The following is a 23,993-nucleotide window of genomic DNA, read 5'->3' as shown; positions in this document are numbered from 1 at the left end:
GAGCAGGCAGGATGGGACGCATGGATCTCCGCATCTTCACCGAGCCCCAGCAGGGGGCCACCTACGACACCTTGCTCACCGTCGCCAAGGCCACCGAGGACCTCGGCTTCGACGCCTTCTTCCGCTCCGACCACTACCTCCGCATGGGCTCCTCGGACGGCCTGCCCGGCCCGACCGACGCCTGGATCACCCTCGCGGGCCTCGCCCGGGAGACCAGGCGCATCCGTCTCGGCACCCTCATGACCGCGGGCACCTTCCGGCTGCCCGGCGTCCTCGCCATCCAGGTCGCGCAGGTCGACCAGATGTCCGGCGGCCGGATCGAGCTGGGCCTGGGCGCCGGCTGGTTCGAGGAGGAGCACAAGGCGTACGGCATCCCCTTCCCGAAGGAGAAGCTCGGCCGCCTGGAGGAGCAACTGGCCATCGTCACCGGCCTGTGGGCCACCGAGACCGGCAAGACCTTCGACTTCCACGGCAAGTTCTACGACCTCACCGACTCGCCCGCGCTGCCCAAGCCCGCACAGCCGAAGGTGCCCGTCCTCATCGGCGGCCACGGAGCCACGCGCACCCCGCGCCTGGCCGGGCAGTACGCCGACGAGTTCAACATGCCGTTCGCCTCGGTCGAGGACACCGAGCGGCAGTTCGGCCGGGTGCGCGCCGCCGCCGAGGAGGCCGGCCGCGGGGCCGGCGCCCTCACCTACTCCAACGCCCTGGTCGCCTGCGTCGGCAAGGACGACGCCGAGGTGGCCCGCCGTGCCGCCGCGATCGGCCGCGAGGTCGACGAGCTGAAGGCCAACGGCCTGGCGGGCTCCCCGGCCGAGGTCGTCGACAAGATCGGCCGGTACGCCGCCGTCGGCGCCCGGCGGATCTACCTCCAGATCCTGGACCTCGACGACCTGGACCACCTGGAGCTGATCTCCTCCCAGGTGCAGGCGCAGCTGTCCTGACACCCCGCCACCGTCCGCCCCGATAACCGAAGGCGCCGGTCACCCGCCCTGTGCGATGGTGTGACCGTCGTCCTGCCGAGCCCCCGGGATCACCGACCCCGGGGGCTCCGGCACGCACGGCGCCCGTCAGCGTCCACCGGCCGGAGAGGCCCCCAGCATGTTCCTGACCATCACCACCACCGGCACCCCCGAGCACCCCGCGACCGACCTCGGCTTCCTGCTGCACAAGCATCCCGACAAGGCGCAGGCGTTCTCCACCTCCTTCGGCACGGCCCACGTGTTCTACCCGGAGGCGGAGGAGGGCGGCTGCACGGCGGCGCTGCTGCTGGAGGTCGACGCGGTGGCGCTGGTCAGGCGCGGCAAGGGCAAGGGCCACGGCGGCGCCCCCGACGCGGCCCTCGCGCAGTACGTCAACGACCGCCCCTACGCGGCCTCCTCCCTCCTCGCCGTCGCGCTCGGCAACGTCTTCTCCAGCGCGATGCGCGGGGTGTGCCGGGCCCTCCCCGAGCGGGCCGCCCAGCCGCTGCCGCTGCGCGTCGAGGTCCCGGCGGTGCCCGCCCGCGGCGGACCCGGCCTCGTCCGGCGCCTCTTCGAGCCGCTCGGCTGGGCCGTCACCGCCGAGGCCGTGCCGCTCGACACCCGGTTCCCCGAGTGGGGCGACTCGCGCTACGTCCGCCTGGTCCTGGAGTCCGGCACCCGCACCCTCTCCGACGCCCTGCGCCACCTGTACGTCCTGCTGCCGGTGCTCGACGACGCCAAGCACTACTGGGTCTCGCCGGACGAGGTCGACAAGCTGCTGCGGGCCGGCGAGGGCTGGCTGCCCGGCCACCCCGAGCAGAAGCTGATCACCAGCCGGTACCTGTCCCGCCGCTGGTCCCTGACGCGCGAGGCGATGGAGCGGCTGGAGCTGCTGCGGCTCGCGGAGACCGACGACAGCGACGTCGAGGAGATCGACAACGCCGTCGCCGCCGAGACCGAGCAGGAGGACCGGCCCACCCCGCTCGCCGTGCTCCGCCGCGAGGCGATACTCGCCGCGCTGGCCGACCACGCCGCCGCCCGCGTCCTCGACCTCGGCTGCGGCGAGGGCCACCTGGTGCGCGAACTGCTCAAGGAGCCGCGGTTCACCCGGATCACCGGCGTGGACGTGTCGGTGCGCGCGCTCGCCATCGCCGCCCGCCGGCTGGGGCTGGAGCGCATGGGCGAGCGGCAGGCCGCGCGGGTGAACCTCCTCCAGGGCTCCCTCGCCTACACGGACAAGCGGCTCAAGGGCTACGACGCCGCCGTCCTCAGCGAGGTGATCGAACACCTCGACCTGCCCAGGCTGCCCGCCCTGGAGTACGCCGTCTTCGGCGCCGCCCGCCCCGCAACCGTCGTCGTCACCACGCCGAACGTCGAGTACAACGTGCGCTGGGAGACCCTCCCGGCCGGCCACGTCCGCCATCGCGACCACCGCTTCGAGTGGACCCGCGAGGAGTTCCGGACCTGGGCGGCGAAGATCGCCGAACGGCACGGGTACGACGTCGGGTTCCGCCCCGTCGGCCCCGACGACCCCGAGGTGGGCCCGCCCACGCAGATGGCCGTGTTCACCACCAGGACCACGACCGACGTGACCGAGAAGGAGGCGAAGGCCGCGTGAACACCACCGAGACCACCGCGAGGGCCCGGACCCTCCCCGTCACCGACCTCTCCCTCGTCGTCCTGGTCGGCGCCTCCGGCTCCGGCAAGTCCACCTTCGCCCGGCGCCACTTCAAGCCCACCGAGGTCATCTCCTCCGACTTCTGCCGGGGCCTGGTCGCCGACGACGAGAACGACCAGAGCGCCAGCCGGGACGCCTTCGACGTCCTGCACTACATCGTCGGCAAGCGGCTCGCGGCCGGCCGCCGCACCGTCGTCGACGCCACCAACGTGCAGCAGGACGCCCGCCGTCAGCTGATCGACCTGGCCAAGCGGCACGACGTGCTGCCCATCGCGATCGTCCTCGACGTGCCCGAGGAGGTCTGCGCCGAGCGCAACGCCACCCGCACCGACCGCGCCGACATGCCCCGCCGGGTCATCCAGCGCCACACCCGCGAACTCCGCCGGTCCCTGCGCCACCTGGAGCGCGAGGGCTTCCGCAAGGTGCACGTCCTGCGCGGCGCGGCGGAGGCCGAGCACGCCACCGTCGTCACCGAGAAGCGGTACAACGACCTCACCCACCTCACCGGCCCCTTCGACATCGTCGGCGACGTCCACGGCTGCGCCGCCGAACTGGAGGCCCTGCTCGGCAGGCTCGGTTACTCCGACGGCGTCCACCCCGACGGCCGCACCGCCGTCTTCGTCGGCGACCTGGTCGACCGCGGCCCGGACAGCCCCGGCGTCCTGCGCCGCGTGATGTCCATGGTGAAGTCGGGCAACGCGCTGTGCGTCCCGGGCAACCACGAGAACAAGTACGGCCGCCACCTCAAGGGCCGCAAGGTCCAGCACACCCACGGACTCGCCGAGACCGTGGAGCAGATGGCCGGCGAGAGCGAGGAGTTCCGCGCCGAGGTCCGGGAGTTCATCGACGGCCTGGTCAGCCACTACGTCCTCGACGGCGGCCGGCTCGTGGTCTGCCACGCCGGTCTGCCGGAGAAGTACCACGGCCGCACCTCCGGCCGGGTCCGCAGCCACGCCCTCTACGGCGAGACCACCGGCGAGACCGACGAGTTCGGGCTGCCGGTGCGCTACCCGTGGGCCGAGGACTACCGGGGCCGCGCGGCCGTCGTCTACGGCCACACCCCGGTCCCCGAGGCGACCTGGCTCAACAACACCATCTGCCTGGACACCGGCGCCGTCTTCGGCGGCAAGCTCACCGCGCTGCGCTGGCCGGAGCGCGAGCTGGTCGACGTGGCGGCCGAGCGGGTCTGGTACGAGCCGGTGAAGCCGCTGCGCACCGAGGCCCCCGGCGGGCACGACGGCCGGCCGCTCGACCTGGCCGACGTACAGGGCCGCCGGGTGGTGGAGACCCGGCACGCCGGCCGCATCACCGTGCGCGAGGAGAACGGGGCGGCGGCCCTGGAGGTCATGAGCCGCTTCGCCACCGACCCGCGGCTGCTGCCGTACCTCCCGCCGACCATGGCACCCACCGCCACCTCGTCGGTGGAGGGCTACCTGGAGCACCCCGAGGAGGCGTTCGCGCAGTACGCCGCCGACGGCGTGGACCGCGTCGTGTGCGAGGAGAAGCACATGGGTTCGCGGGCGGTGGCGCTGGTGTGCCGCGACGCGGACGCGGCCCGCGCCCGGTTCGGGGTGGACGGGCCCACGGGTTCCCTCTACACCCGTACCGGCCGCCCGTTCCTCGACGACGCGGCCCTGGCCGAGGAGATCCTGGACCGGCTGCGCGCGGCGATCGGCGCGGCCGGGCTGTGGGACGAGCTGTCCACCGACTGGCTGCTCCTCGACGCCGAGCTGATGCCCTGGTCCCTCAAGGCGTCCGGGCTGCTGCGCTCCCAGTACGCCGCCGTGGGCGCGGCCTCCGGCGCGGTGTTCCCGGGCGCGCTGGCCGCGCTGGAGAGTGCCGTCGCGCGCGGCGTCGAGGTCGGCGGGCTCCTCGACCGGCAGCGCGAGCGGTCCGCCGACGCCACCGCCTTCACCGACGCCTACCGCCGCTACTGCTGGCCCACCGACGGCCTGGACGGCGTCCGGTTCGCTCCGTTCCAGATCCTGGCCGCCCAGGGCCGCAGCCTCGCGTCCCTGCCGCACGACGGGCAACTCGCCCTCATCGACCGCCTCGTCGAGCACGACGGCACCGGGCTGCTGCACACCACCCGGCGGCTGTACGTCGACACCGGCGACCCCGAGTCGGTCCGGGCCGGCGTCGACTGGTGGCTGGAGATGACTGGCCGGGGCGGCGAGGGCATGGTCGTCAAGCCCGTCGGCGCCCTGGTGCGCGACCCGGGCGGCCGCCTGGTCCAGCCGGGCATCAAGTGCCGCGGCCGGGAGTACCTGCGGATCATCTACGGCCCCGAGTACACCCGCCCCGACCACCTCGCCCGGCTGCGCGGCCGGTTCCTCGGCCACAAGCGGTCCCTGGCCGTCCGCGAGTACGCCCTCGGCCTGGAGGCGCTGGACCGCCTCGCGGACGGGGAGCCGCTGTGGCGGGTGCACGAGGCGGTGTTCGGGGTGCTGGCGCTGGAGTCGGAGCCGGTGGACCCGCGACTGTGAACCGGATGGCGCGGCGGCGGCGCCGCGTCACCCGGCCTTCGGCCGCACCCCGGCCTCCGGCGCCGGGACCGGGGGACGGTCCCGGGCGGCCGGCCGGCGGGTCAGCACCAGGAGCGGCTGGGTCAGCAGCGTGGTGGCCAGCGCCATCAGGACGAGCACCGTGTAGAGCTGACCGCTCAGCAGTCCCGCCTCCAGGCCGGCGCCCAGGGCGATCAGCTCGGTCAGGCCGCGCGCGCTGAGCAGCACCCCCACCGTGCGCGCCTCGTGCCGGTCCAGTCCGCTCAGCCGGGCCGCCGCCGTACCGCTGCCGACCTTGGTGACGACCGCGAGCACCGTCACCACCAGCAGCGCGGCCCAGCCGCCGCCGGTCATGCCGTCCAGGGCCACGGCCTGCCCCGAGAGCACGAAGAAGAACGGCAGCAGCAGCGAACCGACCTCGTGCAGCGGACGCAGCAGATCCGGGTCGAGGGTGCCGTCCTCCTCTCTCGGGACGACCACCCCGGCGAGCAGCGCACCGAAGATCACGTGCAGCCCCAGGGAGTGCGTCACCCAGGCCGATCCGAGCGCGAAGCCGATGAGCAGCGCCAGCCGCAGCGACGGCTCCAGGCGCGTGCGCCACAGCAGCCGGCGCAGCAGAGGCCGGGCGGCGAGCGCCATCGCGGTGACGAAGCCGGCGGCCAGCGCGGCCCGCCAGGGCCAGCCGAGGGAGGCGTCCGCCGCACCGCCGTTCAGCAACGCGGCCGCCAGCACCGCCCAGCACACCGCGTCCAGCATCCCGGCCGCCGAGACCGCCACCACCCCGGGCACCGAACGCGACAGTCCGTTCTCCCGCACGATCGCGGTCAGCACCGGCACCGCCGTCATCGACAGCGCGATGCCCGCGAAGAGCACGGCGGCGGGGAAGGGCTCCCGGGCCAGGCCCAGCCGGTGCAGCGGGTCCCGGAACAGCAGCGCGCCCACGCACCCCACGGCCATCGGCACCGCGAACGAGGCCAGGGCGACGACCAGCGACGTGCGCGCCCGGTCGCCGAGGACCGCGGGATCCAGCTCGTACCCCACCGCGAACAGGAAGACCACCAGCGAGAACTGCGCGAACCCGGTGAGCGCCGGGCCGATCGCCGCCGGGAACAGGGCCGCGTACACGCCGGGGGCCACGGCGCCGAGCAGCGACGGGCCGAGGGCGATCCCCGCCGCCAGCTGCCCCACGATGCGCGGCTGGCGCAGCCGCCGGGCCAGCAGGCCGCCGGCGTGCGCGGCCACCAGGATCAGCGCCGAGGCTCCCGTGAAGTGGGCGATCATCGCGTCGGGACTCAACCGGACTCCCCCTTGGCACGTGGCCGGGTGCTCCGGCCCTCGCTCCGGTCTACGCGGAATCCCGGCGTCGCCCCGGCGTCGCACGGGTGCACCGCGAGGGCGCACTGTGGCCACGGGCACGCGGAAGCGGGGGGTGAACGCGCCCCCGATTGGTCAGGATGGAGGCATGGGATTCCACGTCGCATCCGAAGCCGGGCGGCTCAGCCGCGTCATCCTGCACCGGCCGGATCTCGAGCTCAAAAGGCTCACCCCCAGCAACAAGGACGCCCTTCTCTTCGACGACGTGCTCTGGGTGCGCCGGGCGCGCGCCGAGCACGACGGGTTCGCGGACGTGCTCCGCGACCGCGGTGTCGCCGTCCACCTCTTCGGCGACCTGCTCACCGAGACCCTGGACGTCCCGGCGGCCCGCCGGCTCGTCCTGGACCGGGTCTTCGACGAGAAGGAGTACGGAGTGCTGGCCACGGACCATCTCCGGGCCGCCTTCGAGAACCTGCCCGCCCACGAACTCGCCGAGGCGCTGGTCGGCGGCATGACCAAACGGGAGTTCCTCCAGGGGCACCCGGAGCCGACCTCCGTGCGCTTCCACGCCATGGAGCTGGACGACTTCCTGCTCGGACCGCTGCCCAACCACCTCTTCACCCGGGACACCTCGGCCTGGATCTACGACGGGGTCTCCATCAACGCCATGCGCTGGCCCGCCCGGCAGCGCGAGACGGTCCACTTCGAGGCGATCTACCGGCACCACCCGCTCTTCCGCGACGAGACCTTCCACCTGTGGTCCGAGGGGCAGGCGGACTACCCCTCGACCATCGAGGGCGGCGACGTCCTCGTCATCGGCAACGGCGCCGTGCTCATCGGCATGAGCGAGCGGACCACGCCCCAGGCCGTCGAGATGCTCGCCCACAAGCTGTTCGCCGCGGGCTCGGCCCGCACCATCGTGGCCCTCGACATGCCCAAGCGGCGTGCCTTCATGCACCTCGACACGGTGATGACGATGGTCGACGGCGACACCTTCACGCAGTACGCCGGGCTGGGCATGCTCCGCTCCTACACGATCGAGCCGGGGACGGGCGAGAAGGAGCTGAAGGTCACCGACCATCCGCCGGAGCACATGCACCGCGCCATCGCCGCCGCGCTCGGGCTGGGGGAGATCCGGGTCCTGACCGCGACGCAGGACGTCCACGCGGCCGAGCGCGAGCAGTGGGACGACGGGTGCAACGTCCTGGCCGTCGAGCCCGGCGTGGTGGTGGCCTACGAGCGCAACGCCACCACCAACACCCACCTGCGCAAGCGGGGCATCGAGGTGATCGAGATCCCGGGCAGCGAGCTGGGCCGGGGCAGGGGCGGTCCGCGGTGCATGAGCTGCCCGGTGGAGCGGGGGCCGGTGTAGCGGCTGTATAGAAATTCATAGGGTCGTATAGACTTCCAGGAGTCAGTCCCGACCCCGCATCTCTGGAGCGCCCCATGGCGACAGTCCCGACCGCCCTCGCCGGCCGCCACTTCCTCAAGGAGCTGGATCTCACCCAGGAGGAGTTCCGCGGTCTGGTCGAGCTGGCCGCGGAGCTGAAGGCGGCGAAGAGGGCGGGGGCCGAGACGCGGTACCTGCGGGGCCGGAACATCGCGCTGATCTTCGAGAAGACCTCGACGCGCACCCGCTGCGCGTTCGAGGTCGCCGCCGCCGACCAGGGTGCCTCGACCACCTACCTCGACCCGGCCGGCTCGCAGATCGGCCACAAGGAGTCCGTGAAGGACACGGCCCGCGTCCTGGGCCGCATGTTCGACGCGATCCAGTACCGGGGCGACAGCCAGGCCAAGGTCGAGGAGCTGGCGGCCTTCGCCGGCGTCCCCGTCTACAACGGCCTGACCGACGACTGGCACCCCACCCAGATGCTCGCCGACGTGCTCACGATGACCGAGCACTCCGGCCGGCCGCTGCCGGAGACCTCCTTCGCCTACCTCGGCGACGCCCGCTTCAACATGGGCAACTCCTACCTGGTCACCGGCGCCCTGCTGGGCATGGACGTGCGGATCGTGGCCCCGCGCGCGTACTGGCCCGCTCAGGAGGTCGTCGACCGGGCGAGGAAGCTGGCCGAGTCCAGCGGGGCGCGGATCACCCTCACCGAGGACGTGTACGAGGGGGTGCGCGGCGCCGGGTTCGTCGTCACCGACGTCTGGGTCTCCATGGGGGAGCCCAAGGAGGTCTGGGCCGAGCGGATCAAGGCCCTCGCGCCCTACGCGGTGACCATGGACGTCCTGCGCGCCACCGGCAACCCGGACGTCAGGTTCCTCCACTGCCTGCCCGCCTTCCACGACCTGGGCACCAAGGTCGGCCAGGAGATCTTCGAGGCCTACGGCCTGGAATCCCTGGAGGTCACGGACGAGGTCTTCGAGTCCGCGCACTCCGTGGTCTTCGACGAGGCGGAGAACCGGCTGCACACGATCAAGGCCGTCCTCGTGGCCACCCTCGCCTGAACAGGCCCTAAGCTGTCCGGCGGTCCCGGAGCCACCCCTTCCGGAGCCCGTCGGCGCGACCACCGTCGCGCCCCCGCACCACCAGAAACGAGCACCACCCGCAATGCCCGCTGCACGCATCAAGTCCCCCCACGCCCTCGTCGCCGAATCCGGCGCCGACCGCGAAGGCCACGGCCTCCGGCGCACGATGGGGCTGTTCCAGCTCGTCTGCTTCGGCGTCGGCGCGATCGTCGGCACCGGCATCTTCGTCGGCCTGTCCGACTCGGTCGCCGAGGCCGGTCCCGCCGTCGTCGTCTCCTTCGTCCTCGCCGCGGTGACCTGCGTCTTCACCGCGTTCGCCTTCGCCGAGCTGGGCGGCGCGATCCCGGTCTCCGGATCCTCGTACTCCTTCGCCTACGCCGGGCTCGGCGAGCGCACCGCCTTCCTCGTCGGCTGGTGCCTGCTCCTGGAGTACGGCGTCTCGGTCTCCGCGGTCGCGGTCGGCTGGAGCCAGTACGTGAACGAGCTGCTCGACAGCGTCCTCGGCGTCCAGCTGCCGCACGCCCTGTCCGCCGGCCCCGGCGACGGCGGCGCGGTCAACCTGCCCGCGGTGATCGTCATCGCCCTGGCCTGCGTCCTGCTGGTGCGCGGCGTGCGGGAGAGCGCCCGGGCCACCGCCGCGATGGCGGTCCTCAAGCTGGCCGTCCTGCTCGCCTTCTGCGCCATCGGCTTCTACGCCTTCAAGGACGGCAACCTCACCCCGTTCTCACCGGCCGGCCTCGGCGGCATCGGCGCCGGCACCACGGCCGCCTTCTTCTCGTACATCGGCTTCGACGCGATCACCACGGCCGGCGAGGAGGCCAAGAACCCGCGCCGGGACATCCCCGTCGCCATCCTGGTCTGCATCGGCCTGGTCACCCTGCTCTACTGCGCGGTCGCCGTGTCCGCGATCGGCGCCGTCGGGGGCGACGCGGTCGGCGACCGGCCCGCCGCGCTCTCCTACGTCGTCAACGAGGTCACGGGCTCCACGGTCGGCGGCGGCGTGGTCGCCTTCGGCGCGGTCGTCGCCATCGCCTCGGTGGTGCTCGCCGTGATGTACGGCCAGACCCGCATCCTGATGTCGATGTCCCGGGACGGGCTGATCCCGCGGGTCTTCGAGAAGGTCTCCCCGCGCACCGCCACCCCGGTCGCCGGCACGCTGATCGTCGGCGCGGTCTTCGCCCTCCCCGCGGCCTTCGCACCGCTGGACGCGGTCGTGAACCTGTGCACCATCGGCACCCTCGCCACCATGGCCGCCGTCAACGTCTCCGTGCTGGCCCTGCGCCGCCGCGAGCCCGGCCTGGCCCGCACCTTCCGGGTGCCGCTGTACCCGGTGACGCCGCTGCTGGGTGTCGGTTTCTGCCTCTACCTGATGTACGAGACGGGCGGCGCCACCTGGCTGCAGTTCGCGGTGTTCCTGGCGGTGGGCCTGCTGGTGTACTCGGCCTACGGGCGCCGGCACTCCCGCCTGGCGCGCGCGGAGGTCACTCCGGAGAGCGACGCGGAGCGGGTACCGCAGGAAGCCTGAACCAGACCGCCTTGCCCGAGCCGGTGGGCCGGTGACCGCAGGACGAGCTGAGGGCGCGGATCAGGAGCAGACCGCGCCCGTGTTCCTGCCACGGGTCGGGCGGCTCCATCCCCGGCCGGGTGAGGTCGGCGGGCGGCACCGGGTCCGGATCGTGCACCTCGACCTGGCAGCCGGTCGGCATCAGCTCCACCACCAGCTCGATCGGCGTCCCGCCCGCGGTGTGCTCGACGGCGTTGGCCACCAGCTCCGCCGTCAGCAGCTCCGCGGTGTCGCCGTCCGCCGTGTGCTCCAGCTCGGCCAGCGCCGTGCGCACCAGGGCGCGGGCCACCGGCACCGCCGCGGCGGAGTGCGGCAGCGCGATGCGCCAGGAGGCGGGAGCTTTGGAGCGATCTTGCACGGCTGGGTCCGTTTCGTGGAGCAGGGCGTCCTGTCCTGCTTTCAACCGTATGAATGGTACGGCGCACCCGTCAGGGCCGTTCGACGGGCACCCCTCGGGACCTTCGGCCCCACGGTGAGGGACGGAAGTATCGCGCCCTCGTGACGACGGTCACGGAACGGTGATAACTTCGAAGGGCCGCGAGACACCACGCTCAGTGAGGCCGTGCCCGCCCTAGGAGGCCCCGCCCGTCATGAGTCCCTTCACCGGCTCCGCCGCTCCCACCCCCCACTGGCGGCACCTGCGCGTCGAGCGCGCCGACGGCGTCGCCACCGTCACCCTCGCCCGCCCCGACAAGCTCAACGCCCTCACCTTCGAGGCCTACGCCGACCTGCGCGACCTGCTCGCGGAGCTGTCCCGGGAGCGGTCCGTCCGCGCCCTGGTCCTGGCCGGCGAGGGCCGCGGCTTCTGCTCCGGCGGCGACGTCGACGAGATCATCGGCGCCACCCTCTCCATGGACACCGCCCGGCTCCTCGACTTCAACCGGATGACGGGCCAGGTCGTGCGCGCCGTACGGGAGTGCCCCTTCCCCGTGATCGCCGCGCTGCACGGCGTCGCCGCCGGGGCAGGCGCGGTCCTCGCCCTGGCCGCCGACTTCCGCGTCGCGGACCCGTCCACGCGCTTCGCCTTCCTCTTCACCCGCGTCGGCCTCTCCGGCGGCGACATGGGCGCCGCCTACCTGCTGCCCCGCGTCGTGGGCCTCGGCCACGCCACCCGGCTGCTGATGCTCGGCGACGCGGTGCGGGCACCCGAGGCCGAGCGCATCGGCCTGATCAGCGAGCTGACGGACGAGGGCCGCGCCGACGAGGCCGCCCGCACCCTCGCCCGCCGCCTCGCCGACGGCCCCGCCCTCGCCCACGCCCAGACCAAGGCCCTCCTCACCGCCGAACTGGACATGCCCCTCGCGGCCGCCGTCGAACTGGACGCCTCCACCCAGGCCCTCCTGATGAACGGCGAGGACTACGCGGAATTCCACGCGGCCTTCACGGAGAAACGCCCCCCGAAGTGGCGAGGGAGGTAGAGATGTTCTCGGCGCAGGGGAGCATGCCAACCCAAGGGGCGCGGGACCGTGCCGATGTGCGGCTCCGCCGCGGGGCGCGACCAGCCCCCACGCACCCGCAGCCGTCCGACAGCCTCAACCACCCCCACCGCATCGCCGTCGTCGGCGGAGGCCCCGGCGGCCTCTACACCGCCGCCCTCCTCAAACGCCTCGCCCCCGACCGCGAGATCACCGTCCACGAACGCAACGCCCCCGACGACACCTTCGGCTTCGGCGTCGTCCTCTCCGACGAGACCCTCGGCGGCATCGAACACGCCGACGCGGACGTCTACGCGGCCCTGAAGGCCCACTTCGTCCGCTGGGACGACATCGACATCGTGCACCGGGGCCACCGCCACACCTCCGGAGGACACCGCTTCGCGGCCCTCGGCCGCCGCCGCCTCCTGGAGATCCTGCACGAGCGCTGCCGCGCCCTCGGCGTCGGGCTCCGCTTCGGCGCCGAGGCCCCGGACCCCGCCGAGCTGGCGCGGACGCACGACCTCGTGGTCGCCGCCGACGGCGTGCACAGCGCCACCCGCGAAGCCTTCCGCGACGTCTTCCGCCCCCACGTCACCGGCCACCGCTGCCGCTACATCTGGCTGGCCGCCGACTTCGCCCTGGACGCCTTCCGCTTCGAGATCGCCGAGACCGAGCACGGCGTGATGCAACTGCACGGCTACCCCTACGCGGCCGACGCCTCCACCGTCATCGTCGAGATGCGCGAGGAGGTCTGGAGGGCGGCCGGTTTCGACGAACTCGGCGAGGAGGAGTCCACCGCCCGCTGCGCCAAGATCTTCGCCGACGCCCTCGGCGGCCGCCCGCTGCGCTCCAACAACTCCGCCTGGACCACCTTCCGCACCGTGGTCAACGAACGCTGGTCGCACGGCAACACCGTCCTGCTCGGCGACGCCGCCCACACCGCGCACTTCTCCATCGGCTCCGGCACGAAGCTCGCCGTCGAGGACGCCCTCGCGCTGGCCGCCTGCCTTGAGGAGCGGCCCTCCCTCGCCGAGGCCCTGGCCGCCTACGAGGAGGAGCGGCGGCCCGTGGTCGCCTCGACCCAGCGCGCGGCCAAGGCCAGCATGGAGTGGTTCGAGGACCTGGCCCGGTACGTGGACCAGCCGCCCCGGCAGTTCGCCTTCAACCTGCTCACCCGCAGCCGCCGGGTCACCCACGACAACCTGCGGCTGCGCGACGCGGGGTTCACCGGCTCCGTGGAGCGCGAGTTCGGCTGCGCGGTCGGCACGCCCCCGATGTTCACCCCGTTCCGGCTGCGCGACCTCACCCTGCGCAACCGCGTCGTGGTCTCCCCGATGGACATGTACTCGGCCGTCGACGGCGTCCCCGGCGACTTCCACCTGGTCCACCTGGGCGCCCGCGCCCTCGGCGGCGCCGGCCTGGTCATGACGGAGATGGTCTGCGTCAGCGCGGAGGGCCGCATCACCCCGGGCTGCGCGGGCCTCTACACCAACCGGCAGGGCGAGGCGTGGCGGCGGATCACCGACTTCGTGCACGCGAGCGCGCCGGGCACCGCGATCGGCGTCCAGCTCGGGCACAGCGGGCGCAAGGGCTCGACCCGGCTGATGTGGGAGGGCATGGACGAGCCGCTGCCCGACGGCAACTGGCCCCTGGTGGCGCCCTCGCCGCTGCCCTACCGGCCGGACGGCCAGACGCCCCGCGAGCTGTCCCGGGCGCAACTGACCGACATCCGCGAGCAGTTCACCTCCGCCGCGGTGCGCGCCGCCCGGGCCGGGTTCGACCTGCTCGAACTGCACTGCGCCCACGGCTACCTGCTCTCCGGCTTCCTCTCCCCGCTCACCAACCGCCGCACCGACGCCTACGGCGGCTCCCCGGAGAAGCGGCTCCGCTTCCCGCTGGAGGTCTTCGACGCCGTACGCGCGGTGTGGCCCGGCGAGCGGCCCATGACCGTGCGCGTCTCCGCCACCGACTGGGCCGAGGGCGGCACCGCGCCGGAGGAGGCCGTGGCGATCGCCCGCGCCTTCGCGGCGCACGGCGTGGACGCCGTCGACGTGTCCACGGGGCAGGTCGTGGCCGACGAACGGCCCGAGTTCGGGCGGTCGTACCAGACGCCGTACGCGGACCGCATCCGCCACGAGGCGGGCGTCCCGGTGATCGCCGTGGGCGCGATCTCCTCCTGGGACGACGTCAACTCGCTGATCCTGGCCGGCCGCGCCGACCTGTGCGCCCTCGCCCGGCCGCACCTCTACGACCCGCACTGGACCCTGCACGCCGCCGCCGAGCAGGGGTACGAGGGGCCGGGTGCCCGCTGGCCGGCGCCGTACCGGGCGGGCAGCCGTCCGCCGCGCACCGGGCGCACCGACGCCCCGCGGCCCCGGCTCACGCTGCACGGCGGGTCTCAGGAGGCGTAGCCCCACGCCTCGCAGACCGGGCGCAGCCGCTCCGGCACCTCGTCCGCCGCGGGCAGCGCCCGGCCCGGCTGGACGGTGCCGGTGCGGATGTTGTCGCGCCAGTCGCCGAGCCCCCTCACCAGCTCGCCGTCGCTCTTCTCGCCGTAGTCGAGCATGGCCGGGGCGTAGTCGACGCCGAGGAACGCGCACAGGCGGCGCATCTCGCGCTCCGGGTCGTCGGTGATGTCCTCGTAGCGCACGGTGAAGCCCTCGGCGTCGGCCGCGCGGGCCTCCTCGACGGCCGTCAGGTACTTCAGCACGTCGGTGACGGCCGTGTCGTACGGCCGCTTGACCGGGTCGGTCTCGTGCCAGGAGCGGGCCGTGGAGACGGGGTGGCGCAGCAGGAAGACGAAGCGGGCGTCGGGCCAGCAGTCCTTCAGGCGCCGGTACATGTAGACGTTGGCCGGGGTCTTCTCGACCACGAAGTCCTTGCCCGAGCCGGTCAGTTCGCGGTGCAGGACGCGGTCCCACAGCAGGTGCTCCAGGTCGCCGCGCGCCAGGCCCAGTTCACCCATCGCCCGCTCGGAGAACCAGTTGGCGCAGGTGACCTCCAGCTTGCCTATGTGCAGTTCGTGCGGGGCGTGCAGCCGCGGGTGGGCGCCCAGCATCATCCGCAGCAGGGTGGAGCCGGAACGGATGGAGGAGATGATGAAGACCGGGCCGCGCACCAGCCGCTCGGCCGGCAGTTCCTCGGGGGACGGACATCGGTAGGGGGCCGCGGGCCGCGCCTCCACCGCCGTCGGTGCGGCGGGCTTCTCCTTCACCGCCCGGGGTGCTCTTCGCACCTGGAGGCCGGTGGTGACGGTCAGGGCCCGGTTCAAGTTGCGCGCGAGACTCATGCGTCCGCACGGTAGGTGAGAAACCTGAGAAGAGGGTCGGAGAAGGCTGAGGGTTCCCTGATCGCGGGAAAGTGTGACGCGGATCACTCCATGGTGTCGGCCGGTCCTCCGAGGGCGGCGAAGCGTGCGCCCGCGTCGCGCAGCCGCTCGTGCAGGGCGCGGAAGACGCCCGCCGAGCGCGTGCCGGGCCAGTCCTCGGGGAGGAGCCGGGCGGGCAGCCCCGGGTCCGTGTAGGGCAGGTGGCGCCAGGAGTCCAGGGCGAGGAGGTAGTCGCGGTAGGCCTCCTCGGGCGGGGTGTCCGGCCGCTGCTCCCAGGCGCGCAGCACGCGCGCGTGGCGGTCGAGGAACGCCTCGTGCTCCTTGGCGATCGCCGCCAGGTCCCACCAGCGCGCCGCGGCCTCGGCGGTCGGCGTGAAGCCCAGGTGCTCGCCGCGGAAGAAGTCCACGTAGGAGTCCAGGTCCAGCCTGCCCAGCGCGTGCCGCGTCTCCTCGTACAGGCGGGCCGGCGCGATCCACACGCCGGGGGCCGCGCTGCCGAAGCCGAGGCCGGCCAGCCGGGAGCGCAGGACGTGCCGCTTCTGCCGCTCCGACTCCGGCACCGAGAACACGGCGAGCACCCAGCCCTCGTCGTCGGGCGGGGCCGCGGCGTAGATCCGCCGGTCCCCGTCGTCCAGCAGCTGACGTGCCTGGGGCGAGAGTTCGTACCCCGCGGCGCCCTCGGCGGTACGGGCGGGCACCAGCAGTCCGCGCCGCTTCAGCCGGGACACCGACGAGCGCACGGAGGGGGCGTCCACCGCGACCGCGCCGAGCAGCCGGATCAGCTCCGCGACGGGCACCGGGCCCGGCGCGAAGCGCCCGTAGGCTCCGTAGAGCGTGACGATGAGGGACCTCGGGGCGTGCTGCGCGTGCTGGTCGTACACGTTGATCATCTTATGTCGTCGGACAGGAGCCGGTACCGCTGGAGCTTCCCGGTCGCCGTGCGCGGCAGCGCGTCCAGGAAGACGATCTCCCGGGGGCACTTGTACGGCGCCAGCTCCTCCCGCAGGAAGGCGCGCAGCGCCTCGGCGTCCCGCGCGGCACCCTCCCTCAGTACGGTGTGCGCCACCACCACCTGACCGCGGCGACCGTCCGGCCGGCCGACCACCGCCGCCTCCACGACGTCCGGATGCCGCAGCAGCGCCTCCTCGACCTCGGGTCCCGCGATGTTGTAGCCGGCCGAGATGATCATGTCGTCCGCGCGGGCCACGTACCGGAAGTAGCCGTCGGGCTCGCGCACATAGGTGTCCCCGGTGATGTTCCAGCCGTCGCGCACGTACTCCCGCTGCCGCGGGTCGGCGAGGTACCGGCAGCCCACCGGACCCCGCACCGCGAGCAGGCCCGGCTCCCCGTCGGGCACCGGCACGCCGGAGGCGTCCTGCACGCGCGCGTGCCAGCCCGGCACCGGCACGCCCGTCGTCCCGGGTCGGATGTCGCCGTCGGCGGCCGAGACGAAGATGTGCAGCAGCTCGGTGGCGCCGATGCCGTTGATGACGCGCAGTCCGGTGCGCTCGTACCAGGCCTGCCAGGTGGCCGCCGGCAGGTTCTCGCCGGCCGAGACGCAGCGCCGCAGGCTCGACACGTCGTGCCCGTCCAGCTCGTCGAGCATCGCGCGGTACGCCGTCGGCGCGGTGAACAGCACCGACACCCGGTGCTCGGCGATCGCCGGCAACAGCTGCCTGGGGCCCGCCTGTTCGAGCAGCAGCGCGCTCGCGCCCGCCCGCAACGGGAAGATCACCAGCCCGCCGAGGCCGAAGGTGAAGCCGAGCGGCGGGCTGCCCGCGAAGACGTCGTCCGCGCGCGGTTTGAGCACGTGCCGGCCGAAGGTGTCGGCGATCGCCAGCACGTCGCGGTGGAAGTGCATGCAGCCCTTGGGCCGGCCGGTGGTGCCCGAGGTGAAGGCGATCAGCGCCACGTCGTCGGCCGCGGTCGGGACGGCCGGGTACGGCGTGCCGGGCGCCGCCTCGGCCGCGCGGGCCAGCAGGTCGCCGGGCGCGTCCCCGCCGTAGGCAGTGATCCGGAGCCCGGGGACCTCCGCCTTGGCCAGGTCGTCGAGGGCCCGCGCGTCGCACAGGGCGTGTCCCACCCGGGCGATCTCGCAGATCGCGGCCAGTTCGTGCGGGCGCTGCTGGGCCAGCACGGTGACCGCCACCGCGCCCGCCTTCAGGACCGCCAGCCAGCAGGCCGCCAGCCAGGGCGTGGTGGGGCCGCGCAGCAGCACCCGGTTGCCCGGCACCACTCCCAGCTCCCCGGTGAGGGTGTGGGCGATCCGGTCGACGCGGTCCCGCAGCAGGCCGTAGCTCCAGGTCTCCCCGTCGGCGGTGCGGAAGGCGGGCCGGTCGTCGGGCGGGCCGGCGAGCAGCTCCGCCGCGCAGTTCAGCCGCGCGGGGTAGCGCAGCTCCGGCAGGTCGAAGTGGAGCCTCGGCCACTGCTCGGGGGGAGGCAGGTGCTCGCGCGCGAAGGTGTCGACGTGGGCGGAGCGGCTCGGTTCCGCGTCGCGCGGAGCTGCCATGGCGGTTCGCCCCCTTTGTCGTGGTGGGCTCGCGCATCGAGCGTATCGTGTTGGTGACGACAGTCAACGGGGCGCGATAACCTCGGGTGGGACCCGACGGCTCGGCGGAGCATGGGGAAGGACCGGCGATGACAGCGTTCTCGCTCGACCCGGCACAGCTCACCTGGTGCGCGGAGCTGCGCGCCCTGGCCGCCGAGCGGCTGCGCCCCCTGGCCGAGAAGGGCGAACCCGGCCGCGTCGACCGCGCCCTCGTCGCCGAACTGGGCGCCCTCGGCCTGATCTCCCGCCTGTTCACCTCGGGCGCGCTCGACCTGTGCCTGATGCGCGAGTCCCTCGCCCACGCCTGCACCGAAGCCGAGACCGCCCTCGCCCTCCAGGGCCTCGGCGCCCACCCGGTGCACACCCACGGCACCGACGCCCAGCGCGACCGCTGGCTGCCCGCGGTCGCCGCCGGCACCGCGGTACCCGCCTTCGCCCTCAGCGAGCCGGACGCGGGCTCGGACGCGGCGGCCCTGACCCTCGCCGCGGCCCCGCTCGCCCCGCGGCACGGACCGGGGGAGCGGGGGAGCCCTCCGGAGCGGACCGGAAGCGACGAGGGCACGTCCCCGTCCGCCGAGTCGGTCTGGGCCACCGGCGCCGAACCGCCCCGCCCCGCCACCGGAAGCGGCTCGGGCATGGACGCGGTGACGCCCGCCGCCGAGGACGACGGCACGGGCGGGCCGGCCCCGGGAGCCGCCGGGAGCGCCGCGCCACGGCCCGCCGCTGGGCGCGGCCCGGGCCCCGACGGGGCGCGGCCCGTCGCCGAGCGCGACGGCGCCGCCGGCTGGCGGCTCACCGGTGAGAAGTGCTGGATCTCCAACGCCCCCGAGGCCGACTTCTACACCGTGTTCGCCCGCACCACCCCCGGCGCCGGCGCCCGCGGCGTCACCGCCTTCCTCGTGCCGGCCGACCGCCCCGGCCTCACCGGCACCCCGCTCGACATGCTCTCGCCGCACCCCGTCGGAGCCCTCGCCTTCGACGGGGTGCCCGTCACCGCCGACGACGTGCTCGGCGAGCCGGACCGCGGCTTCCGGGTCGCGATGGACACCCTCAACCTGTTCCGCCCCAGCGTCGGCGCCTTCGCCGTCGGCATGGCGCAGGCCGCCCTCGACGCCACCGTCGCCCACACCACCGCCCGCGACGCCTTCGGCGGCAAGCTGCGCGACCTCCAGACCGTCGCCCACGAGGTCGCGGAGATGGCCCTGCGCACCGAGACCGCCCGCCTGATGGTGTACGCGGCCGCCACGGCGTACGACCAGTCGGCCGCGGACGTCCCGCGGCGCGCCGCGATGGCCAAGCTCCTCGCCACCGAGACCGCCCAGTACGTCGTCGACAGGGCCGTCCAGCTGCACGGCGCCCGCGCCCTGCGCCGCGGCCACCTCCTCGAACACCTCTACCGCGAGGTACGCGCCCCCCGCGTCTACGAGGGCGCCAGCGAGGTGCAGCGCGGCATCATCGCCAAGGAGCTGTACCGCGCCCACGACGCGACCGCCAAGGAGCCCCGCCCATGACCGCCGAACGGGTGAACCCGCCCGCACTCTCCCCGCCCACCGGCTTCTCCCACGCCGTCGTGGCCACCGGCACCCGCGTCGTGTTCCTGGCCGGCCAGACCGCCCTGGACACCGACGGCAAGGTCACCGGCGACACCCTCCCCGCCCAGTTCGAGCGGGCCCTGGCCAACCTGCTGACCGCGCTGCGGGCCACCGGCGGCACTCCCGCCGACCTCGCCCGCGTCACCGTCTACGCCACTGACGTCGCCGACTACCGCGCCCACGCCGCCGAACTCGGCCGCCTCTGGCACCGGCTGGCCGGCCGCGACTACCCGGCGATGGCCGTCGTCGAGGTCGTACGCCTCTGGGACGAGCGGGCCCTGGTGGAACTCGACGGGTTCGCCGTACTGCCGTAGCGCCCCTGCCGCCGGACGCCGGAGCGCCCTAGAGTTCCGGCATGCCGGACATCCAGCTGAGCGCGGGCACCGTCGAGTACGAGGACACCGGCGGCGAGGGGCCGGTCGTCGTCCTCCTGCACGGCCTCGTCCAGGACGCCACCGTCTGGCGCGGTGTCCTCGCCGACCTGCGCGCCGACCACCGGGTGATCGCACCGACCCTGCCCTACGGCGCCCACCGCCGCCCGCTGTCCCGGCCGCCCACCCCGGACCTGGTCAACGAACTGGTAGCGGAGTTCCTCGACCGCCTCGACCTCACCGGTGTCACCCTCGTCGAGAACGACTGCGGACGCGCCCAGACGGTGGCGGCCCGCCGTCCGGAGCGGCTCGCCCGGCTGGCGCTGGTCGCGTGCGAGGCGTTCGACAACTACCCGCCCGGACTGCCCGGAAAGCTGATCGGCCTCGCCTGCCGGCTGCCCGGCGGCGTGCCGCTCCTGGTCCGCACCCTGGGCCTGCGGCCGCTGCGCCGCCTCCCCGTCGGATTCGGCGCCCTCACCAAGCGCCCCCTGCCGGACGCGGTCGTCGACGGCTGGCTGCGTCCGCTGCGCACCGACCCGGCGGTCCGCCGCGACTTCCGGCACTACAACACCCATGTCCGCCGCGACGAACTCCTGGAGGCGGCACAGGGGTTGCGGCGGTTCGACCGTCCCGCGCTCGTGGTCTGGGCGGTCGAGGACCTGATGATGCCGCGTGCCCACGGCCGCCGCCTGGCCGAACTGCTGCCCCGGGGACGGCTGGTGGAGGTCGAGGGCGCCCGGACGCTGATCCCCGCGGACCAGCCGGAGCTGCTCGCCTCCCTGCTGCGGGAGTTCATCGCCGAGGGGGACTGACCCGGGCCGCGCCCCCGGGCTCAGGCCGCGATCGCCAGGCGCCCGGCCGGCACCCGGCGCGGCGCGACCACCCCGCCGTCGGGCCGCAGTTCACCGGTGTCGTCGAAGACGATCGTGCCGTCGCACAGCAGGTTCCACCCCTGTTCGGGGTGGGCGGCGACGACGTGCGCGACGGCGGCGGGCACCGCGGGGGAGCCGGCGGAGAGGGAGCCGACGGCGGTGGAGTCGGCCGCGGGGACGTCGGCCGCGGGGCAGGAAGACCGGTGGACACACATGACGCACCTCCACGTCGGGAGACCGTCCCGTCGTCGGGACCGTCGCGTGCTCCGACCGTGCGCCCGCCGGGAACCCGTCGCCAAGACCCGGACGGCAAGCGTGACAACACCCGGACAACCCGGCGACGGTTCGGCGACGGCGGCGCCGACGCGGACTCGCCACCGAAGGGGTGACGGTCACCGGCACCGGCCCGTCCGCCCGGTACCAGTGGAGGACCCGAACACCCCCACACCGACCGATCGGGAGGTCCCCCCATGCCCGTACGATCCGCGGTCCTCGCCGCGCTCGCAGGCGCCGCCCTGCTCCTGCCCGCCGCCCCCGCCGCGACGGCGGCCCCCGCCGACAGCCGCCTGGCCGCCGAGTCCGTGTCCGTCGACCCGGCGGGCCGCGTCGCCGCCGACGGCACCGTCACCCTCTCCGGCACCTACCGCTGCTCCGCCGGCACCGGCGCCGTCTTCGTCAGCTCCTCCGTCCGCCAGGGCGACTCGGCGGTCCGCCACGGCATCGGCGGCACCCGAGCGGTCTGCGACGGCCTGGAACACCGCTGGGTCAACACGGCCACGCCCGCCGAGGGCGCCCTCAAGCCGGGAGCGGCCCGCGTCGAGGCCACCCTGATGGAGCTGCGGACCACCAGTGGCCTGCCGCTGCCGAGCTTCCACGCGCGGCAGGAACAGGACGTGACGCTGATCGCGGGCTGACCGGCCCCGCGACCCGAAGCGTTTCGAACAAAAAAGGCGCCCAATTCCGTTGCCGACCGCCCGAGAACGAATTGCGAATTTCGTTCTCCGGCCCACGGCGAGCGGAATTGGGCGCCTTTCGCGAAGGCCGTCCCGCTCCGGAAGGTCAGTGACGCACGGTCACGACCGTTTCTTGGGGCCCGTACCCGGGCGTGGCGCACGCGGGTCGCTCTGCCGCTGCTTGGGCAGGGACACCGCGTCCTGGCCCGCCGCTCCGGACGCGTCGTCGCTCCCCGCGGCCGCCGCCTCGGCGCGCGGCCGGTGGCGCGGCACCGCCCGCCGGGGCGGACGGGTGAGCGTGATCTGCCGGACGACCTGCTGGAAGCAGACCAGCGAGGCAAGACCCGGCAAGGCCGCGGCGGCACCGTCGTTGACCGTGCGGGGCGCCTCGGCGATGCACAGCAGCATCGCGATGGCCGAGAACAGCAGGACGACCGCCCAGGAGTGCACCGCGCGGCGCTGGTGCAGCGCGGAGCGCAGCACCGCCAGCGAGGCCACCAGCCACGGCCCGTAGACCAGCAGCGGCCACCAGGACACGACACTGCCCCGGGTGCGGGCGACGGCTGCCAGCCGCAGCGGCTCGTAGGCCACCATGCCGCCGAACAGGCTGACCGAGGCCGCGATGACGGCGGCCAGCGCCGCCACGAACAGGCTCGCGGCCCGCAGCCGGCTCACCTTCCGGCGGACGCGCCGGTGACTGGTGGGGGGAGCGTCCCTCAGCGGGGGCAGCTCCGCGGTGATCTCCTGGAGGTTGCCCAGTGGCGTGCCCGGCACGGGGGAGATCGCCGAGGCCTCCGTGACGTACGGGACGGCGGGCGGCTGCTGCTCCACCGCGTCCTGGAGCAGGAACGCGAGTTCCTCCGCCGGGTCCCAGCCGGGTTCCGGCGGCACCAGGGTCTCCGGGAAGGGTTCCTCGGGCGCCCGGTGCCGCCCGGTGCCCGTGCTGCCGAACGGGCCGTCCCCGTACGGCGGATGGGGGTGGGTGTAGTCCTCGTGCACGACGCGCCGGTCACTTCGCCCGAGGGCACGTCAGGGAGCCCTGCGTCCGGCCCCAGCGCTCGGCGAGGCCGCTCTCGAGTTCCGCCATGACGTCCAGGAAGCGCTGCAGGACCGGTTCGGTCACCGGGAGGGGAACGGGGTGCCCGGCTCTGGTCGACGTTCCGTCGCGCGGTGACGGACAGTGATCCTTGCCGGGCCTGTAGGTGTACGGGCCGAGCGCCGTCAATTCCCCGTGTTCCTCGGTCATATCCGAAGTAACGTCTGCCTACTCCGTCGGATGCGCGGCAGTCGAGTGAACGATTTCTGCGATACTGGTCCAATCCCGAATTCACACCGGTCCGGTTCCGCGCCCGTACCGGACGGCCGCCGCCGCGCCGCGGAGATCCTGGCCCGACCGGCCCTCGTACCTCCAACTGGCTTGGTGCGCAACGAGGTTGGGTGTGGACGGTGCCGGCCGGGGTAGGCCCACCGGATCACGGTCACGATGCGAAGGACGCCATGAAGATCGGTTTCGCCCTGCCCCAGTTCCACCACCAGGCATCCGACGTCGCGCGGGCCGGCGAGTTCGCCGCCGCCATCGAGGAGGCCGGCGGCGCCAGTCTCTGGGTGGGGGACCGCAACCTCGCCGCCGTCCGCCCCGAGGTGGGGTACGGCGGCCGGGGGAACACCATCCCCGAGGAACTGAACCCCGCCGCCGACCCGTTCGTCCTGCTCGGCGTCGCCGCCGCCGCGACCCGCCGCGTGCTGCTGGGCTCCCACGTCCTGGTCGCCCCGCTCTATCCGCCCGTCCAGCTGGCCAGGTCACTGACGACCATCGACCTGATCAGCGGAGGCCGCCTCCTCCCCGGCTTCGGCGTCGGCTGGTCGCCCGAGGAGTACCGGGCGGCCGGCCTGGACTTCACCCGCCGTGGCGCCCGCATGGAGGAACTGCTCGACGCCCTCGACGCCATCTGGACCAGCGACCCCGCGCGGTACGAGGGTGACCAGCTCTCCGTCCCCGAACACCACGCGCCGCTCAAGCCCGCGCGGCGACCGCGGCCGCCCTTCTACCTCGGCGCGATGTCCGAGCGCGCCCTGCGCCGCGTCGCCCGGCGCGGTGACGGCTGGCTCCCGCTGGTGGTCGTGCCCGGCTACGTCGACGTCGACGGGCTCGTGGCCCAGCGCGCGGCCCTGGACGAACTCGCCCGCGCGGAGGGCCGCGACCCCGCGGCCATCGACACCGTGCTGCGGGTGAACATCGAGGCCGGCACCAGCACGCGGCAGGTCGCGGACGCCATCAGGGACATCCACGACCGCACCGGCATCGAGCACTTCATGGTCGACTCGATGTACGACGTGCACACGGTCGACGGCTCGGTCGAGCACGCCCGGCGGGTCCTCGAACTGGCCGCGAAGGGCTGAACCGGCCGCCGGAACCG

At 73.9% G+C, this 23,993-nt stretch carries 20 protein-coding genes; 13 read left to right on the top strand and 7 right to left on the bottom strand.

The features are described from left to right. The first annotated feature begins 20 nt into the window (after window positions 1-20). The 3 genes from IE108_RS22935 (at window position 21) to IE108_RS22925 (ending at window position 5,126) form a co-directional block, all read left to right on the top strand. A complete protein-coding gene (locus tag IE108_RS22935) occupies window positions 21-944 on the top strand; it encodes an LLM class F420-dependent oxidoreductase (RefSeq protein WP_064730278.1) in 924 nt (307 codons plus the stop codon). Window positions 945-1,101: 157 nt separating this feature from the next. Beyond that, window positions 1,102-2,580, top strand: a complete 1,479-nt coding sequence (locus IE108_RS22930) for a 3' terminal RNA ribose 2'-O-methyltransferase Hen1 (RefSeq protein WP_064730279.1) — start codon at window positions 1,102-1,104, stop codon at window positions 2,578-2,580. After that, window positions 2,577-5,126, top strand: a complete 2,550-nt coding sequence (locus IE108_RS22925; RefSeq protein ID WP_064730280.1) for a polynucleotide kinase-phosphatase — start codon at window positions 2,577-2,579, stop codon at window positions 5,124-5,126. Before IE108_RS22930 ends, IE108_RS22925 begins: the two co-directional genes overlap by 4 nt. Before the next feature lie 27 nt (window positions 5,127-5,153). Here IE108_RS22925 and IE108_RS22920 read toward each other — a convergent pair whose 3' ends face one another. Next, window positions 5,154-6,440 carry a cation:proton antiporter gene (locus tag IE108_RS22920; protein ID WP_064730281.1) on the bottom strand — a complete coding sequence of 429 codons (1,287 nt, stop codon included), beginning with the start codon at window positions 6,438-6,440 and terminating at the stop codon, window positions 5,154-5,156. A gap of 166 nt (window positions 6,441-6,606) precedes the next feature. On the opposite strand from IE108_RS22920, the gene IE108_RS22915 reads away from it, so the two are divergent. The 3 genes from IE108_RS22915 to IE108_RS22905 all read left to right on the top strand — a co-directional run bounded on the left by IE108_RS22915 (window position 6,607) and on the right by IE108_RS22905 (window position 10,458). Further along, window positions 6,607-7,830, top strand: a complete 1,224-nt coding sequence (locus tag IE108_RS22915) for an arginine deiminase (RefSeq protein ID WP_064730282.1) — start codon at window positions 6,607-6,609, stop codon at window positions 7,828-7,830. A 74-nt stretch (window positions 7,831-7,904) separates the two neighbouring features. Next, window positions 7,905-8,912 (top strand): ornithine carbamoyltransferase, encoded by a 1,008-nt coding sequence (gene argF, locus IE108_RS22910; protein ID WP_064730283.1) that lies wholly within the window; start codon window positions 7,905-7,907, stop codon window positions 8,910-8,912. A gap of 103 nt (window positions 8,913-9,015) precedes the next feature. After that, window positions 9,016-10,458: an amino acid permease gene (locus IE108_RS22905; protein ID WP_064730284.1), complete on the top strand. Its 1,443-nt coding sequence runs from the start codon at window positions 9,016-9,018 to the stop codon at window positions 10,456-10,458. Here the strand turns inward: IE108_RS22905 and IE108_RS22900 are convergent. Beyond that, the gene (locus tag IE108_RS22900) at window positions 10,415-10,900 is read right to left on the bottom strand and encodes an ATP-binding protein (protein WP_064730285.1); all 486 of its coding nucleotides are present in this window, start codon (window positions 10,898-10,900) and stop codon (window positions 10,415-10,417) included. The genes IE108_RS22905 and IE108_RS22900 overlap by 44 nt on opposite strands. Window positions 10,901-11,087: 187 nt before the next feature. Here IE108_RS22900 and IE108_RS22895 point away from each other — a divergent pair, with 187 nt between their 5' ends. Together IE108_RS22895 and IE108_RS22890 are read left to right on the top strand one after the other, a co-directional pair. Further along, a complete protein-coding gene (locus tag IE108_RS22895) occupies window positions 11,088-11,915 on the top strand; it encodes an enoyl-CoA hydratase family protein (protein ID WP_064730286.1) in 828 nt (275 codons plus the stop codon). Between the two features lie 2 nt (window positions 11,916-11,917). Next, window positions 11,918-14,323 carry a bifunctional salicylyl-CoA 5-hydroxylase/oxidoreductase gene (locus IE108_RS22890; protein WP_064730287.1) on the top strand — a complete coding sequence of 802 codons (2,406 nt, stop codon included), beginning with the start codon at window positions 11,918-11,920 and terminating at the stop codon, window positions 14,321-14,323. On the opposite strand, the gene IE108_RS22885 is transcribed toward IE108_RS22890, so the two are convergent. The 3 genes from IE108_RS22885 to IE108_RS22875 form a co-directional block, all read right to left on the bottom strand. Next, window positions 14,311-15,201: a sulfotransferase family protein gene (locus IE108_RS22885; RefSeq protein WP_064730288.1), complete on the bottom strand. Its 891-nt coding sequence runs from the start codon at window positions 15,199-15,201 to the stop codon at window positions 14,311-14,313. The genes IE108_RS22890 and IE108_RS22885 overlap by 13 nt on opposite strands. An 83-nt stretch (window positions 15,202-15,284) precedes the next feature. Then, window positions 15,285-16,130, bottom strand: a complete 846-nt coding sequence (locus IE108_RS22880) for a PaaX family transcriptional regulator (protein ID WP_064730289.1) — start codon at window positions 16,128-16,130, stop codon at window positions 15,285-15,287. Beyond that, window positions 16,127-17,812, bottom strand: coding sequence for an AMP-binding protein (locus IE108_RS22875; RefSeq protein WP_189397755.1), 1,686 nt, complete (start codon window positions 17,810-17,812; stop codon window positions 16,127-16,129). The genes IE108_RS22880 and IE108_RS22875 overlap by 4 nt, the downstream gene beginning before the upstream one ends. 65 nt (window positions 17,813-17,877) lie before the next feature. On the opposite strand from IE108_RS22875, the gene IE108_RS22870 reads away from it, so the two are divergent. From IE108_RS22870 to IE108_RS22860, 3 genes are read left to right on the top strand one after another with little or no spacing between them, the layout of a single operon-like run. Continuing rightward, window positions 17,878-19,299, top strand: a complete 1,422-nt coding sequence (locus IE108_RS22870; RefSeq protein WP_064730291.1) for an acyl-CoA dehydrogenase family protein — start codon at window positions 17,878-17,880, stop codon at window positions 19,297-19,299. Further along, the gene (locus tag IE108_RS22865; RefSeq protein ID WP_064730292.1) at window positions 19,296-19,694 is read left to right on the top strand and encodes a RidA family protein; all 399 of its coding nucleotides are present in this window, start codon (window positions 19,296-19,298) and stop codon (window positions 19,692-19,694) included. The genes IE108_RS22870 and IE108_RS22865 overlap by 4 nt, the downstream gene beginning before the upstream one ends. Before the next feature lie 41 nt (window positions 19,695-19,735). Then, the gene (locus IE108_RS22860; RefSeq protein WP_064730293.1) at window positions 19,736-20,563 is read left to right on the top strand and encodes an alpha/beta fold hydrolase; all 828 of its coding nucleotides are present in this window, start codon (window positions 19,736-19,738) and stop codon (window positions 20,561-20,563) included. A gap of 20 nt (window positions 20,564-20,583) precedes the next feature. Here IE108_RS22860 and IE108_RS22855 read toward each other — a convergent pair whose 3' ends face one another. Then, a complete protein-coding gene (locus IE108_RS22855) occupies window positions 20,584-20,838 on the bottom strand; it encodes a DUF5999 family protein (protein WP_064730294.1) in 255 nt (84 codons plus the stop codon). A gap of 255 nt (window positions 20,839-21,093) precedes the next feature. Here IE108_RS22855 and IE108_RS22850 point away from each other — a divergent pair, with 255 nt between their 5' ends. Then, the gene (locus tag IE108_RS22850; protein WP_064730295.1) at window positions 21,094-21,537 is read left to right on the top strand and encodes a DUF6299 family protein; all 444 of its coding nucleotides are present in this window, start codon (window positions 21,094-21,096) and stop codon (window positions 21,535-21,537) included. A 159-nt stretch (window positions 21,538-21,696) separates the two neighbouring features. Here IE108_RS22850 and IE108_RS22845 read toward each other — a convergent pair whose 3' ends face one another. After that, entirely contained in the window at window positions 21,697-22,575 is an 879-nt protein-coding gene (locus IE108_RS22845) for a hypothetical protein (protein ID WP_064730296.1), read from the bottom strand. Between the two features lie 498 nt (window positions 22,576-23,073). Between IE108_RS22845 and IE108_RS22835 the strand changes: the two genes are divergently transcribed. Beyond that, window positions 23,074-23,976 (top strand): TIGR03619 family F420-dependent LLM class oxidoreductase, encoded by a 903-nt coding sequence (locus IE108_RS22835; RefSeq protein WP_064730298.1) that lies wholly within the window; start codon window positions 23,074-23,076, stop codon window positions 23,974-23,976. Window positions 23,977-23,993: the final 17 nt, after the last annotated feature.

Source organism: Streptomyces parvulus, assembly GCF_014648855.1.
In the GTDB taxonomy this organism is placed as follows: Bacteria; Actinomycetota; Actinomycetes; order Streptomycetales; family Streptomycetaceae; genus Streptomyces; species Streptomyces parvulus.
This window is presented reverse-complemented; position numbering and strand designations above follow the sequence as displayed.